This is a genomic window from Janthinobacterium sp. ROICE36 (assembly GCF_002869965.1).
Lineage (GTDB): Bacteria > Pseudomonadota > Gammaproteobacteria > Burkholderiales > Burkholderiaceae_D > Janthinobacterium.
In genome coordinates, this window is the sequence record NZ_PEBS01000019.1 from 22,860 (window position 1) to 36,951 (window position 14,092).

15 protein-coding genes are annotated in these 14,092 nt (G+C 61.9%); 7 read left to right on the top strand and 8 right to left on the bottom strand.

Annotation, left to right across the window (positions count from 1 at the left end; all coding sequences use genetic code 11):
* Nucleotides 1–2 precede the first annotated feature (2 nt).
* Nucleotides 3–785, bottom strand: coding sequence for a LytR/AlgR family response regulator transcription factor (locus CSZ94_RS10240; RefSeq protein ID WP_102121399.1), 783 nt, complete (start codon nucleotides 783–785; stop codon nucleotides 3–5).
* Entirely contained in the window at nucleotides 772–2,037 is a 1,266-nt protein-coding gene (locus tag CSZ94_RS10245; RefSeq protein ID WP_102121400.1) for a histidine kinase, read from the bottom strand. Before CSZ94_RS10245 ends, CSZ94_RS10240 begins: the two co-directional genes overlap by 14 nt.
* A 283-nt stretch (nucleotides 2,038–2,320) precedes the next feature.
* Between CSZ94_RS10245 and CSZ94_RS10250 the strand changes: the two genes are divergently transcribed.
* The 3 genes from CSZ94_RS10250 (at nucleotide 2,321) to CSZ94_RS10260 (ending at nucleotide 4,025) form a co-directional block, all read left to right on the top strand.
* A complete protein-coding gene (locus tag CSZ94_RS10250; protein WP_102121401.1) occupies nucleotides 2,321–2,746 on the top strand; it encodes an organic hydroperoxide resistance protein in 426 nt (141 codons plus the stop codon).
* A 128-nt stretch (nucleotides 2,747–2,874) separates the two neighbouring features.
* The gene (locus CSZ94_RS10255; RefSeq protein ID WP_102121402.1) at nucleotides 2,875–3,351 is read left to right on the top strand and encodes a GNAT family N-acetyltransferase; all 477 of its coding nucleotides are present in this window, start codon (nucleotides 2,875–2,877) and stop codon (nucleotides 3,349–3,351) included.
* Nucleotides 3,348–4,025, top strand: a complete 678-nt coding sequence (locus CSZ94_RS10260) for a diphthine--ammonia ligase (RefSeq protein ID WP_102121403.1) — start codon at nucleotides 3,348–3,350, stop codon at nucleotides 4,023–4,025. Before CSZ94_RS10255 ends, CSZ94_RS10260 begins: the two co-directional genes overlap by 4 nt.
* 67 nt (nucleotides 4,026–4,092) lie before the next feature.
* Here the strand turns inward: CSZ94_RS10260 and CSZ94_RS10265 are convergent, their stop codons facing one another.
* The gene (locus CSZ94_RS10265) at nucleotides 4,093–4,554 is read right to left on the bottom strand and encodes an FKBP-type peptidyl-prolyl cis-trans isomerase (RefSeq protein ID WP_102121404.1); all 462 of its coding nucleotides are present in this window, start codon (nucleotides 4,552–4,554) and stop codon (nucleotides 4,093–4,095) included.
* Nucleotides 4,555–4,711: 157 nt separating this feature from the next.
* Nucleotides 4,712–6,589, bottom strand: coding sequence for a potassium transporter Kup (locus CSZ94_RS10270; RefSeq protein ID WP_102121405.1), 1,878 nt, complete (start codon nucleotides 6,587–6,589; stop codon nucleotides 4,712–4,714).
* A gap of 238 nt (nucleotides 6,590–6,827) precedes the next feature.
* Between CSZ94_RS10270 and rarD the strand changes: the two genes are divergently transcribed.
* The gene (gene rarD / locus CSZ94_RS10275; RefSeq protein ID WP_102121406.1) at nucleotides 6,828–7,712 is read left to right on the top strand and encodes an EamA family transporter RarD; all 885 of its coding nucleotides are present in this window, start codon (nucleotides 6,828–6,830) and stop codon (nucleotides 7,710–7,712) included.
* Between the two features lie 96 nt (nucleotides 7,713–7,808).
* Nucleotides 7,809–9,479 carry an energy-dependent translational throttle protein EttA gene (gene ettA / locus CSZ94_RS10280; RefSeq protein WP_102121407.1) on the top strand — a complete coding sequence of 557 codons (1,671 nt, stop codon included), beginning with the start codon at nucleotides 7,809–7,811 and terminating at the stop codon, nucleotides 9,477–9,479.
* Nucleotides 9,480–9,550: 71 nt separating this feature from the next.
* On the opposite strand, the gene CSZ94_RS10285 is transcribed toward ettA, so the two are convergent.
* Nucleotides 9,551–10,132 carry a porin family protein gene (locus CSZ94_RS10285; protein ID WP_102121408.1) on the bottom strand — a complete coding sequence of 194 codons (582 nt, stop codon included), beginning with the start codon at nucleotides 10,130–10,132 and terminating at the stop codon, nucleotides 9,551–9,553.
* Between the two features lie 252 nt (nucleotides 10,133–10,384).
* On the opposite strand from CSZ94_RS10285, the gene CSZ94_RS10290 reads away from it, so the two are divergent.
* Nucleotides 10,385–10,588, top strand: coding sequence for a hypothetical protein (locus tag CSZ94_RS10290; protein ID WP_102121409.1), 204 nt, complete (start codon nucleotides 10,385–10,387; stop codon nucleotides 10,586–10,588).
* Here CSZ94_RS10290 and CSZ94_RS10295 read toward each other — a convergent pair.
* On the bottom strand, nucleotides 10,585–10,947 hold the full coding sequence (locus CSZ94_RS10295; RefSeq protein ID WP_102121410.1) for a hypothetical protein: 363 nt from the start codon (nucleotides 10,945–10,947) through the stop codon (nucleotides 10,585–10,587). The two genes, CSZ94_RS10290 and CSZ94_RS10295, sit on opposite strands and share 4 nt — an antisense overlap.
* Before the next feature lie 237 nt (nucleotides 10,948–11,184).
* On the opposite strand from CSZ94_RS10295, the gene CSZ94_RS10300 reads away from it, so the two are divergent.
* Entirely contained in the window at nucleotides 11,185–12,669 is a 1,485-nt protein-coding gene (locus tag CSZ94_RS10300) for a sensor domain-containing diguanylate cyclase (protein WP_258000899.1), read from the top strand.
* A gap of 1 nt (nucleotide 12,670) precedes the next feature.
* Here CSZ94_RS10300 and CSZ94_RS10305 read toward each other — a convergent pair whose 3' ends face one another.
* Nucleotides 12,671–13,498, bottom strand: coding sequence for a Rossmann-like and DUF2520 domain-containing protein (locus tag CSZ94_RS10305; protein ID WP_102121412.1), 828 nt, complete (start codon nucleotides 13,496–13,498; stop codon nucleotides 12,671–12,673).
* A gap of 6 nt (nucleotides 13,499–13,504) precedes the next feature.
* Nucleotides 13,505–14,092: a DUF924 family protein gene (locus tag CSZ94_RS10310; protein ID WP_102121413.1), complete on the bottom strand. Its 588-nt coding sequence runs from the start codon at nucleotides 14,090–14,092 to the stop codon at nucleotides 13,505–13,507.

Sequence of the window (14,092 nt, forward strand, 5' to 3'; positions counted from 1 at the left end):
CTCTACATATTCCTGAACAGCGCCATGAACGGCTGGCTCACGGCCAGGGTTTCCGGCCGCGTTTTCAGGCGCAGGGCGCCGCGTCCCACCTCGTCGCGCGTGACCGCCGCCACCATCTTCATGTTGACGATGGTGGAGCGGTGAATCTGCTTGAAAATGGCCGGATCCAGCACATCGAGCAATTCGCGTATCGGCTTGCGCAGCAGCGCCTCGCCGTCCGCCGTCATGACGGCCGTGTACTTGGTATCGGATTGAAAATAAGCGATGTCTTCCACCATGATCAACCGCGTATCCTTGCCGCTGCTGGCCGTCAGCCACACCAGCGGCGGCGACTTGGCCGCCGCCGGCAAGGCGCTGCTCAATTGCTGCAGCAGGCCGGCCAGCGCGCCGTCGCCCGCCGGGGCCTTGCCGGCGCGCGCCTGCAGGCGCTGCAAGGTCGCCTGCAAGCGCTCGCGGGCGATGGGTTTCAATAAGTAATCGACGGCGCCCTTGTCGAAGGCATCGATCGCGTACTGGTCGTAGGCGGTGACGAACACCACCTGCGTGGCGGGACTCGCTTCCAGCGCGCCGGCCGCCACTTCCAGACCCGTCAGGCCCGGCATGCGGATGTCGAGGAAGGCGATATCGGGCTTGCACGTGGCGATGGCCTCGAGCGCCGTGCCGCCGTCGTCGCAGGCGGCGACGATGCGCAGTGCCGGCCACTCTTCAGCCAGCAAGGCCACCAGCGCATCGCGCAGCAGGGTTTCATCTTCGGCGATGACGCAGCTCATTTCAGGCGGATGCATGCGACACTCCTTGCGCCGTGCTGTCCGGCAGCGTGATGGTGGCCGTCACGCCATCGGGGAAATTGGCGAGAATGGCAAACGCGGCCGCATTGCCGTAGGTCAGGCGCAGGCGTTCGCGCACATTGCGCAAGCCGATGCCCGTGCCGGCGCCGTCGTCGCTGAAGCCCTTGCCGTCGTCGGCCACCGTGACGATCACCGTGCCATCGCCGCTGCGCGCCATGATCCAGATGGTGCCGCCGCCGCTCTTCGGCTCCAGGCCGTGCTTGATGGCGTTTTCCACCAGGGTTTGCAGCATCATGGGCGGCAGCTCCGCCTGGCGCAGGTATTGCGGTACCTCAATCTGCAGGTTCAAACGCGCGCCCATGCGGATTTTCAGGATATCGAGATAGGCGCGCGCCCGTTCCAGCTCCGTGCCCAGGGTCGACATCGCTTGCTCCGTGCGCGGCAGCGAATGGCGCAGATACAAAATCAGGTTGCCCAGCATCTCGTCAGCGCGTACCGGGTCACTGCGCGTGAGCAGCTGCGCGCTGGCCAGCGTGTTGTACAGGAAATGCGGCTCCACCTGCGCATGCAGCAGGCTCAGCTTGGCCACCGTGAGTTCCTTTTCCGTTATCGTCTGGCGCGCCTCGGCCTGCTCGCCGCGCCGGCGCTGCGCCACCCGACGCGTCATCGCCCGCGTCACCGCTTCCGCGTTTTCCAGGTTGCTGCCATGGTCGACGAGGAACCAATCGGTCCAGGCATTGCGCGCCGGTTCGCAGATCAAGGTCACGCTGCCCGCCTCGCCATTCGGCGTGACGGTGGCGAGGATCTGGTTCGGCCGCGGCTCCAGAAAACCCAGCAGGCGCATGCGGGGCAAGCCCGTGTGCGTGTAGGGCGCCGCGCGGCGCACTCTAGCCTGCACTTGCAGGCTGTCGCGCGCACTTTCGACCACTTCGCTGCCCGGCAGTTCGCGGATGGCAGCGTCGATCATGTCGAACGCCTCGCCCGCCTCGAACGGGATCTCGATCTGGCGCCGCTGGCGGCTCGACAGGGTGCTGGCATTGACGGCGCCGGCGATCAGGCGCACGCGCCGCACGTGCGAAAACGCATTCGTGATGACGGCGCTGGCCAGCAGCGCGCCGACGATGACAAAGAAGCCTTCCGTCTGCCCGAAGATATAGCGCAGGAAATTCTCGACCAGGATCGCCGTGGCGATGATGTAGGTGAGCATCGTGGCCAGGGTGATGCGCAGGATAAAGAAGAGGCTAGTCATGATTTTTTCCTTGGGGTGTGAAGTGGGCCCAGCATAACCATCGCCCCCGGCGACGGTGGCCATTATGCGATGGAAGGCCCGTAGTGGCGACAAAGGCAAGAAAATAAAGCTTAAATAGGCGTCCCTTAAAATAAAATCGCTTGCAATTAAATAGTGCGCGATATATATTGAGCACATGGACGCCGCACTCGCTTCTTCAGACGGGCATCCTGGGGCGCCAGCCCACGAAACAAGTAGTACACTATTTAGTAGTCAACTATTTATCTATCTAAAGGAAACCATCATGTCGATCAAACAAGTCCTGTACCGCGCTGTAGCTACCGCCACCGGAGGCCGCGAAGGCCGTGCCGTATCGTCCGACAATGTGCTGGACGTCAAGCTGACCACGCCAAAAGAACTGGGCGGCAATGGCGCCGTGGGCACCAATCCGGAACAACTGTTCGCCGCCGGCTACTCGGCCTGCTTCATCGGCGCCATGAAATTCGTCGGCGGCCGCGACAAGATCGCCCTGCCGGCGGACCTGTCGATCGAAGGCAAGGTCGGCATCGGCGCCATCGACACGGGCTTCGGCATCGAAGTGGAACTGACAATTTCGCTGCCGGGCATGGAACGCGCCGCCGCCGAAGCGCTGGTCGCCGCCGCCCACATCGTGTGCCCGTACTCGAACGCCACGCGCGGCAACATCGACGTCACCTTGACGATCGTCTGAGCGCACCTGACATAAGCTGCTGCGCGGCGTGCGTCGCCATTAAAACCGCACTGCCATGAAGGCAGCGCGGTTTTTTTTCATGCCGACCTTTAGAATGGCACTCTTTTCCTGATTTTCCCGGAGTACGCATGATCAGCTGGCAATGGAACAGGTTCGACACACTCGGCCCCCACGATTTATACCAGGTGCTGGCCTTGCGCCAGCGCGTGTTCGTCATCGAACAGCAGTGTATTTACCCGGACCTCGATGGCCATGACCAGCAAGCCATGCATTTGCTGGGCTGGCAAACGGTCGATGGCCAGCGCCGGCTGGCCGCGTATCTGCGCGTGCTGGCACCGGGCGCCAAGTACGTGGAAATGTCGCTGGGCCGCGTGCTGACGGCGCCCGAAGCGCGCACCACGGGTGCCGGCAAGCAGCTGTTGCTTGAGGGCATCGCGCGCGCGGAACGCCAGCACCCCGGCCACGCCATCCGCATCGGCGCGCAGCAGTACCTGGAGCGCTTCTACCAGTCCTTCGGTTTTGTCACCGTCAGCGCGCCCTACGATGAAGACGGCATACAACACGTCGACATGCTGCGCGCGGTGCCGCCTGGAACGGCGGCATGACGACGGCCCTCATTTCCTGGAGCGGCGGCAAAGATTCCTGCCTGGCCCTGTGGCGCGCGCGCAACGCCGGCATGGCCGTGCCGCTGCTGATCACGGCCATGGATGAAGATGGCCGCAAGTCGCGCTCGCACGGCGTGCCGCCGGAATTGCTCGAAGCGCAGGCGGCCAGCCTGGGTGCGCGCCTGCAGCGCTATCACGCCAGCTGGGCCAGCTACGAGGAACAATTCATCGCCATGCTGCGCGCCGCGAAAGACGATCGCATAGCCCACGCCCTGTTTGGCGACATCGACCTGCAGCCGCACCGCGACTGGGAAGAAAAAGTCTGTGCCGCGGCCGGCCTGACGGCCCACCTGCCCCTATGGGGCGAAGCGCGGCGCGCGCTGGTCGATGAATTTCTCGCCGCCGGCTTCAAGGCCATCGTCGTCTGCATCAATGGCCAGCACTTGCCACGTGCATTTTGCGGGCGCGAGTTCGACGCTTCCTTCCTCGCCGACCTGCCGCCCGGCGTCGACGCCTGCGGCGAAAACGGCGAATTCCACACCTTCGTCTACGACGGCCCCGCCTTCAGCGCCCCCGTGGCGCTGCGCCGCATGCAAGTGCTGCAATATGACGCACCGGCCAATCTGGGCGGCGCCACCTACTACTTCCAGGAACTCGCCCCGCCCGAGGCGTAAAGGAAGCGCCAAAGCAAAAAGGGCGATTCCGTGGAATCGCCCTTGGGTTTGGCTGTCCTGCACGCGCCTACTTTTTCGTCACGCCGATCAGCTTGACTTCAAACAGCAAGCCCGCGTAGCCGGGAATCGACGGCGGCTTGCCCGCCTTGCCATAGCCCAGGTCATACGGAATGGACAGGATGCGCGTGCCGCCCACCTGCATGCCGACCAGGCCGCGGTCCCAGCCCAAAATGACCTGGCCGATACCCAGAGGGAAAGAGAAGCCGGCGCCCGCCTGGTTCGTATCGAACTGCGTACCCTTGTTGCCCGGCTTGCTTGCGTCATACAGCCAGCCCGTGTAAAGCACGGTCAGGGTATCGCCCGCTGCCGCTGCCGTGCCAGTGCCAATCACGACGTCGGGGAAGGTGAGATCCTTCACCTGCGTATTCGGGTCGAGCACGACCGGCTTTTCCGTGTTGGCAGCAGCGCCGCAGGCGGTCAGGGCCACGGCGCAAGCGAGTGTGGCGATCAATTGAAATACCGATTTCATCGTTTCCCTTTAAATATTGGTGTGTGACTGAGGCCCGTACGGTGCGGACCGGTACGGGCTGCAGTTTAACAGGAGTCGCCGGCCCCATTTGTAAGCAGACGTAAGCAAGCCGTTAAATTTATGCGTCAACGAAACATTGCCACAATTATCATATTATTCAGATTTCCACCTGCGTGCCCAGTTCGATCACCCGGTTGCTCGGAATCTGATAGTAATCGGCCGCCGTGCGTGCATTGCGCGACATGGTGACGAACAGGTGCTCGCGCCACGGCATCATGCCGGCCCCCGGCGTCGAGATGATGGTCTGGCGCGCGATGAAGAACGACGTTTCCATCATCTCGAAATCCAATCCCTGCTCGGCGCATTGCGCCAGCGCAGCCGGAATATCCGGTTCATCCTTGAAGCCGTAATGTACATTGACCTGGTAGCACTGGTGGCCCAGCTCCACCACGCGCACGCGCTCGGATGGCGCCACCCATGGCTCTTCATGCATGAACACGGTCAGGAAAATCACCCGCTCATGCAACACTTTGTTGTGCAACAAGTTATGCAACAGCGCATGCGGCACGCCATCCGTTTCGCCGCGCAGGAAGATGGCCGTGCCGGGCACGCGCAGCGGCGGTGCGATGAACAGCGACGAGAGGAATTCGTTGAGCGGGATCGCCTGATTTTCCAGGTTCTGGAACACCAGCTGGCGGCCCCGTTTCCAGGTCAGCATGATGATGAACAGGATGGCGCCCAGCAGCAGCGGGAACCAGCCGCCGTGGAACAGTTTCAGGGAACTGGCCGCGAACAAGTTCACATCGATGATCAGGAAGAAGCCCGTGGCACCCCAGCACAGCAGCAAATTCATCTTCCAGCGGTAGCGGATGACGAAGAAGGTCAGGATCGTGGTGGCCAGCATGGTGGCCGTGACGGCAATGCCGTAGGCGGCGGCCAGCTTTTCCGACGAGCCAAAACCGACCACGGCCATCAGCACGACGGCCAGCTGCAGCCAGTTGACGGCAGGAATGTAAATCTGGCCGATTTCGCTTTCCGACGTGTGACGCACGCGCATGCGCGGCAAGAAGCCCAGCGCAATGGCTTGCTTGGTCATCGAGAAGGTGCCGGAAATGGTCGCCTGCGAGGCGATCACGGTGGCCATGGTCGACAAAATCACTAGCGGATACACGCTCCAGGCGCCCAGTTGCTGGTAAAACGGATTTGAAATGGCTTCCGGGTGCGCCAGCAGCAAGCCGCCCTGGCCCAGGTAGTTCAGCGCCAGTGCGGGAAAGGCGATCAGGAACCAGGCCATGCGGATCGGCTTCTTGCCAAAGTGGCCCATGTCGGCATACAGCGCCTCGGCGCCCGTCAGTGCCAGCACCACGGCGCCCAGCGACAGGAAGGCGATGCGGCCATTGTCCAGCAGGAAAGCTACCGCGTGCAGGGGATTGACGGCGGCCAGGATGCCTGGCGACTTGATGATATTGACCACGCCCATACAGGCGAGCGCGACAAACCAGATCAGCATGATGGGAGCGAAGAAGCGGCCGATGCCGGCCGTACCGTGCGACTGCACCGAATACAGCGCCACCAGCACGGCGATCGTCAGCCACACCACATACGGGCTGAACGCAGGCGTGGCCACTTCCAGACCTTCGATCGCCGACAGCACCGAAATGGCCGGCGTGATCACGCTGTCGCCATAGAACAGGGTGGCGCCGAACACGCCGATCACCATCAGCGGCACATGCCAGCGCGACGACTTGCTGACGGACGACAGCACCAGCGCCATCAGGGCCATGATGCCGCCCTCGCCGCGGTTGTCGGCACGCAGCACGAGGGTCACGTACTTGAGCGAGACGATCAGGGTCAGGCCCCAGAAGATCAGCGAGACAATGCCCAGCAGGTTGTTATGCGTGACCGCAAGGCCGTGGGCAGGGTCAAACACCGTCTTCAGAGTGTACAGCGGACTGGTGCCGATATCGCCGTAAACGATGCCGACGGCAGCCAGTGTCAAGCCGACCAGACTGCTTTTTTTATGTTCCGACGTCAAGATTGCACCCGTTTTTGTTTTGTTGCATCGCACAATATGATAGGTATTAGCAAATAGCAAGAGTATTTTTGCATGGTTCCGCAGCTGCCCCAAGGTCGTGGTTTTGTGCCGCTCCGCCTTGCTGCGCGGGCTCGCGGCCATTGATTTGTTGCCATTCTACGCCTCGCCAGCGGCGCCGGGCAGCCCCCGATGTTTTCAGCCATAATGACAGACTGTCTACTCTCCAGGGAAGCCCATCATGAATCCAGGCATGCTCTACGCCTCCCTCGCCTTCCTGTGCTGGGGCCTGTTTCCCCTGTATTTCCATGCCATCGATGAGATAGCACCGCAGGAAATCCTGGCGCACCGCATGGTCTGGTCACTGTTGTTTCTTGGTATCGTGCTGACCGTGCGCCGCCAGTGGAGCTGGCTGGGCAGCCTGAAAGCGCAGCCCAGGGTCGTGCTCAGCTTCGTCGCCAGTGCGTTTTTGCTGTCCGCCAATTGGTTCATCTATATCTGGGCCGTCAACAACGGCCACGTGGTCGACGCCAGCCTCGGCTATTTCATTACGCCCCTGATCAATGTCATGCTGGGCTTCTTGCTGCTGCACGAGCGCCTGCGCCGCCTGCAATGGCTGGCCATCGGCATGGCTGCCTGCGGCGTGGCCTGGCTCACATGGCAGGCGGGACAAGTGCCATGGATCGCCCTGCTGCTGGCAGCCAGCTTCGGCGGCTATGGCTTGCTGCGCAAGGCGGCCGCGCTGGGCGCGCTGGAAGGCCTGTCGTTCGAAACATTGATTTTATTCCCCCTGGCACTGGCCTACATGCTGTGGCTGGGCTGGCACGGCCAGAGCGGCTTCGTCAATACTGACTCGTCTGCCACGCGCGCGCTGCTGCTGGCGTCCGGCCCCATCACGGCCATTCCCCTGCTGCTGTTTGCCGCCGGCGCGCGCCGCCTGCCACTGGCCGTATTGGGTTTGCTGCAATACATCGCGCCCACAGGCCAGCTGCTCATCGGCGTGTGGGTCTTCCACGAGTCGTTTACGCCCGAGCGCATGCTGGGCTTCCTCGTCATCTGGACGGCGCTGGCCCTGTATGCGGCCGAGGGGCTGTGGAGCAGCCGCCGCGCGCGCAGCGTCGCCTAGTCTTGCCCTGGGGTCCGTTTCCGCAGCGCGCAGCGCTGGCCGGAAGCGGGCGTTTACCGTATCCTGTCCGTCTTTGTATATCACCCGAGATTTCTAATGGCAAATTACGTCTACACCATGAATCGCGTGGGCAAAATCGTCCCGCCCAAGCGCCAGATTCTGAAAGATATTTCCCTCTCCTTCTTCCCAGGCGCGAAGATCGGCGTGCTGGGCCTGAACGGCTCCGGCAAATCGACCCTGCTGAAAATCATGGCAGGCATCGACACCGACATCCAGGGCGAAGCCGTGCCGATGCCGGGCCTGAACATCGGCTACCTGCCGCAGGAACCGCAGCTGGACCCGGAAAAAACCGTGCGCCAGGAAGTCGAATCGGGCCTGGGCGAAGTATTTGAAGCGCAAGCCAAGCTGGAAGCCGTGTACGCCGCGTATGCCGAGGAAGATGCCGATTTCGACGCCCTGGCCACGGAACAGGCACGCCTGGAAGCGATCATCTCGACTTCCGACGGCGGCAATTTGAATTTGCAGCTGGAAATGGCCGCCGACGCGCTGCGCCTGCCACCATGGGATGCCACCATCGGCGTGCTGTCGGGCGGTGAAAAGCGCCGCGTGGCGCTGTGCAAGCTGCTGCTGTCCAAGCCCGACATGCTGCTGCTCGACGAGCCGACCAACCATCTGGATGCGGAATCGGTGGACTGGCTGGAACAATTCCTGCTGCGCTTCCCCGGCACCGTGGTGGCCATCACCCATGACCGCTACTTCCTCGACAACGCCGCCGAGTGGATCCTGGAGCTGGACCGTGGCAGCGGCATTCCATGGAAAGGCAATTACTCGACCTGGCTGGAGCAGAAGCAAGCCCGCCTGAAGCAGGAAGAATCGACGGAATCGGCGCGCCAGAAGGCGCTGCAGAAGGAATTGGAATGGTCGCGCCAGAACCCGAAAGCGCGCCAGGCCAAGTCCAAGGCCCGCCTGGCCCGCTTCAACGAGCTGTCCGAACATGAATACCAGAAACGCAACGAAACGCAGGAAATCTTCATTCCCGTGGCCGAACGTCTGGGCAATGAGGTCATCGAGTTCAAGAACGTGTCGAAAGCGTTTGGCGACCGCCTGCTGATCGACGACCTGAGCTTCACGATCCCGGCCGGCGCCATCGTCGGCATCATCGGCCCCAACGGCGCCGGTAAATCGACCCTGTTCAAGATGATCACGGGCCAGGAACAACCGGATAGCGGCGAAGTAGCCATCGGCCAGACGGCGCGCGTCTCCATCGTCGACCAGAACCGCGGCGACTCCTTGTCGGACAGCAAGACCGTCTTCCAGGATGTGTGCGGTGGTGCCGACATGCTGACCGTGGGCCGCTTCGAAATGCCGTCGCGCGCCTACCTGGGCCGTTTCAACTTCAAGGGCGGCGACCAGCAAAAAATCGTCGGCAACCTGTCCGGCGGTGAACGTGGACGTTTGCACCTGGCAAAAACCTTGCTGGCGGGCGGCAACGTCCTGCTGCTCGATGAACCGTCGAACGATCTGGACGTGGAAACCTTGCGCGCGCTGGAAGACGCCCTGCTGGAATTTGCCGGCAGCGTGATGGTCATTTCGCATGATCGCTGGTTCCTCGACCGTATCGCCACGCACATCCTGGCCTTCGAAGGCAACTCGCAAGTGAGTTTCTTTGACGGCAACTATCAGGAATACGAAGCGGACAAGAAGAAACGCCTGGGCGAAGAAGGCGCCAAGCCGAAACGTATCCGTTACAAACCGCTCACCGTATAAATCGGGGGCAGCAATGCAAAAAGGCAGTCACCGCGAGGTGACTGCTTTTTTTTCAGCAAACTTCTAAACCATTAGAAGTTGTAGCGCGCGCCCAAGGCGAGGCCAGTGGCCTTGTGACCCTGGTCGGCGCTCTTGCCGAAGTGTTCCACTTCCGCCGTCAGCGAAACTTTCTCGTTGATCGCGTACTGCGCGCCGACAGAGGCGTACACGCCGGTCTTGTTCTGGCCGCTAATGCCGGTCGACAAGCCCGTGCCGCTCAGGCTATTGTCGACTCTGGCCACACCCAGCTTGCCGAACACGCCCACTTTATCGGTCACCGGCATGCTGGCCTTGCCGGCCAGATAGTAGCCGTGCGACTTGCTATTCACCTGGCCGTTACCGGCGCTGGTGACATAGCTGTAATCCTTGCTGCCAAAATCGGCGTAACCGCCCTCGACCGCCCAGGTTTTATCGAAGTCATAACCGGCAAACACCTTGCCGCCGGCCTTGTAGCCGCTATGGTTGTCGGCGCTGGTGGCGCCAGGAATATCAAAATTGTAGCGGTTGCCCGTGATGCCGGCACCCACATAGGCGCCTTCAGCGTGCGCGGCGCTCATGCCGGTCAGTGCGGTAACGGAAGCGATCATTGCAAACAGGATTTTCTTTTTCATCATGTTCTCTCTCAAATAGTTGACGTGCCTGAATTCGCAGTTCAGCGAAGTGCGATGACTGCACAATAACAGCGGAAAAAAACTACGTCTTTCTCCATTCCGTAAGAACTGTGACAAGATGTAAGCTGAGATTCCAAACTGACAATAACTGAAAATTACGCACTGTTGAACGAACTTAAGCCAGACTTAAGAACCTTAGCGATTTTCAGTCAAGAGGAAAAGAGTAGGCATCAACGGCAGCGTCTTGCTGCCGGCATGGCCGCAGTGGAACTGCCCGCCATGGCGCGGGCCACTACTGTCGAGGTGTGGAAAACGAAGGGCGCGCCGCAAGAGGGCGCAGTAAGCGTGCTGCTGCGCGCCGTGGACGGCTGCGCGGCGGCGCTGCCCCTGGCCAAACGTTGCGCCCACTGCCCGTGGGCGCTGTATCACATCGGCCTGGAGCCGCTTGAAACAGCTTAAGCGTAGGCTTCCGCCATCGACATGACGCGTGGCGCGATGGTGATGCCGTGCTCCTCGAACAGGGCCGTGATGGCCGCCAGGTTGAGCGTGCACTCCTCGGTTTTCCAGCCCTTGAAAATATCCGTGCCATCCTTCTGGAAATGCAGGTCCAGCACCTTGCCCTGATCCTTGTGCAGATAGGGCGAACTATAGGTATTGTCAAAGCCGAGCACCTTCAATTGCTCCAGCAAGGCATGTGGTGGATGATCGGGATCGGTGGCGAGGAAAATGCCAAAGGTCTTGCCCGGTGGCTTGGCGGCGATGTCGACTTCATAAATGCCGGGGGCCTTGCTGACAGACGTACTCTTTAAAAATAACATACAACACTCCCTGCGCGTGGTGTCCTGCGCCGAAAACGGGCGGCAAGACAGGGGCCGTGCGCAATGATTTCCCCTTCGTCAAATCTTATTGCTAATTTACATCTTTGTCGACAAATCGGCACTTTTATTTGGTAAGTCGTGGTTATCTTGTCGCGTACACCGGCGTAAATTATCAATAAAGCCAGTTATCATTGCGCCAATACCCGGCCTGCTGCATACTTTTGGCTTGCTTCAAGATTGCCTTCCCGCCTGCCATCCCTCGTCTCCATGCGCCTTCTGTCGATCAAATACCGCCTGCTCGTCCTCCTGACCCTGATCCTGGGAGCGGGCTTCATGACCACCAGCCTGGCCAGCTACCTGGCGTCGCGCCAGGCCATCGAGCATGGCATCGCCGACCAAACCTTGCCTTTAACGGGCGACAATATTTATTCCGAAATCCAGAAAGACATGCTGCGTCCCGTCTTCATCTCGTCGCTGATGGCGCACGACACCTTCGTGCGCGACTGGATACTCGCCGGCGAAAACAAGCCGGCGCAGATCGTGCGCTACCTGGCCGAAGTCAAGAAGAAATACGGCGCCATCACCAGCTTCCTCGTCTCGGACAAGAGCAGCAAATATTATTATGCTGAAGGCACCCTGAAATCCGTCAGCCCGGAAGCCAAGCGCGACCTCTGGTATTACCGCGTGCGCGCCATGGACAGCACCGATTATGAAACCAATGTCGATGTGGACATGGCCAACCGTGACAGCATGACCATCTTCATCAACCATCGCGTGCTCGACTACGACGGCCAGTTCATCGGCGCCACCGGCATCGGCCTGACCCTGGCCACCATGAACCACATCATCGACCGCTACCAGGTGCGCTTCCACCGCAACATCTATTTTGTCGACGGCGCCGGCGCCCTGGTACTGGCGGGCAAGACCATGCGCGAGGGTCACGACAACATCCGCAATTTGCCTGGCGTGGCCAGCATTGCCGAGCAGATCATCAACCACCAGAGCGCACCGACGCACCTGTCGTACCAGCTGGGCCGAGCGCAAATCCTCGTCAACTCGCGTTTCATTCCCGAGCTGGGCTGGTATCTGGTGGTCGAGCAGAATGTCAGCGACGACGTCAAGTCGCTGCAGGGCGTGTTCATCCTGAATCTGGCCATCAGCTTTGGCGTCACCCTGCTGGTACTGGTGCTGACCCTGCTGACGGTGAACCGCTACCAGCGCCGCATCGAACGCATCGCCTCGACGGATGCGCTGACCGGGCTATTGAACCGCCAATCGCTGGAATTGCTGTTCCAGCGCGCCATGCTCTTGTCCAAGCGCACGGCGCAACCGATGTCGACCATCCTGTTCGACATCGATTTCTTCAAGCGCGTCAATGATACCCACGGCCACCTGTGGGGCGACAAGGTCATCCGTGGCGTGGCGGACGTGGCGCGCGCCACCGTGCGCGAAAGCGACGTCATCACGCGCTGGGGCGGCGAGGAATACCTGGTACTGCTGAATAACTGCAGCCTGGCGCAGGCGATGGAAGTGGCGGAAAACCTGCGCGCCGCCGTCGAGCAGCACGATTTCGGCCTGCCGGCGCCGCGCGTACCCGTGACGATCAGCCTGGGCGTGGCCGAATGCCGGCTCGACGAAAGCGAATCAGCCTTCTTTTCGCGCGCCGACAGCGCCCTGTATCAGGCGAAACAACAGGGACGCAACGGCGTGCACGCGGCCTGATTCATTGCCCGCGCTTGCGCCTGGCCAGATCTTGCGTGGGCACCACCAGCGCCCGGTACAACTCGCCCGTGGCAGCATCCCAGCTTTGCACCACCTGCTGCTGGCGTTGCACAGTGGCGGCATCGCCCCGTGCGATGGGGCCGGAGAGCGCGGGCGCGGCGCCCAGGCGAAACACATTGGCCACCGCTTCCGTCACCAAAGGCTGGGCCAGCTCGCGCGCCACCGGCTCGGGAATGCCAGCCGCCTGGTAGGCGCGCAGCGCGGCATCGAGCACTGTCACCAGATAATTACTGGCAAACACGGCAGCGGCGTGATACAGGGTCTTGGCGGCCGGATCGATGGGCACGGGACGCGCACCGATGGCGGTCAAGGCTGGCGTGAGGAAGGCCAGCGCCAGCGGATCGCCTTCGACGCCGCAAAACGTGCCCTCAAAGGTGGCTGCCACCTGCTGCGGGTCGGCAAAGCTGCGGATCGGGTGCGCGCTGGCGACAAAAGCGCCGGCCTGCGTGGCGGCCAGCAGCACGTTCGAGGCCAGCGCGCCGCTGCAGTGAAACACGATGACGCCCGCCTGGCGTCCTTCGGCCACCAGCGCCGCGCAGGCCGGGCCAATCTGATCGTCGGCCACGGCCAGCATGGTGACGTCGGCGCGCCGCAAGGCCGCATAACTGGCGACGGGGGTGCCGGCGCCCATGAATGCCACGGCCGATTGCGCCGACGCCATCGAGCGCGTCAGCACGTCCTGCACGGCGATACCCTCCGCGCCGGCGAACAAACGGCCCAGCACGCGGCCCACGTGGCCGGCGCCGATGATATTCAGGGTGACGTCCATGGCTGCCTAGAAGCGGGAACCGGGCTGGCGCAGGAATTCCACCTCTTGCGGCGTAGAGGGCCGACCGAGAATGGCGTTACGGTGGGGGAAGCGGCCAAAGCGGGCGATCACCTCCTGGTGCCGCTGCGCATAATCGAGCATGCCGTCAAAACCGGGCTGCGCCTGCGACAGCAGCTGGAACAGCTCGACGGCGCGCGCCTGCATGGCCAGGTCTTCCGCGTGTTCGAACGGCAGGTAGGCGAAGGCGCGCAGCATCGGCGGCAGCTGCCGGTCCTGCCCTGCGTCCGTCAAGGCGACGGCCAGCGCCAGCGCCTGGGCGTCGCCGGCAAACGCGCGCGGCGTGCCCCGATGCACATTGCGCGTAAACTGATCGAGCACGATGAGGCGCGCCAGCGCGCCATGCGGTGTCGCGTCCCACGCGCGCAAGCCGCCCTCGATGGCGGCATCGATCAGCGCGCCGAAACGCGCGCGTATCTGCGCGTCGAAGGCGTCATCCTTGCGGAACCATTCCACGCGCGACTGTCCGTAATCAGGGTTGTCTGGCGGCAGAAACCAGAAATCGAGTACGTCTTGGGCTTGTACATCCATGTCCAT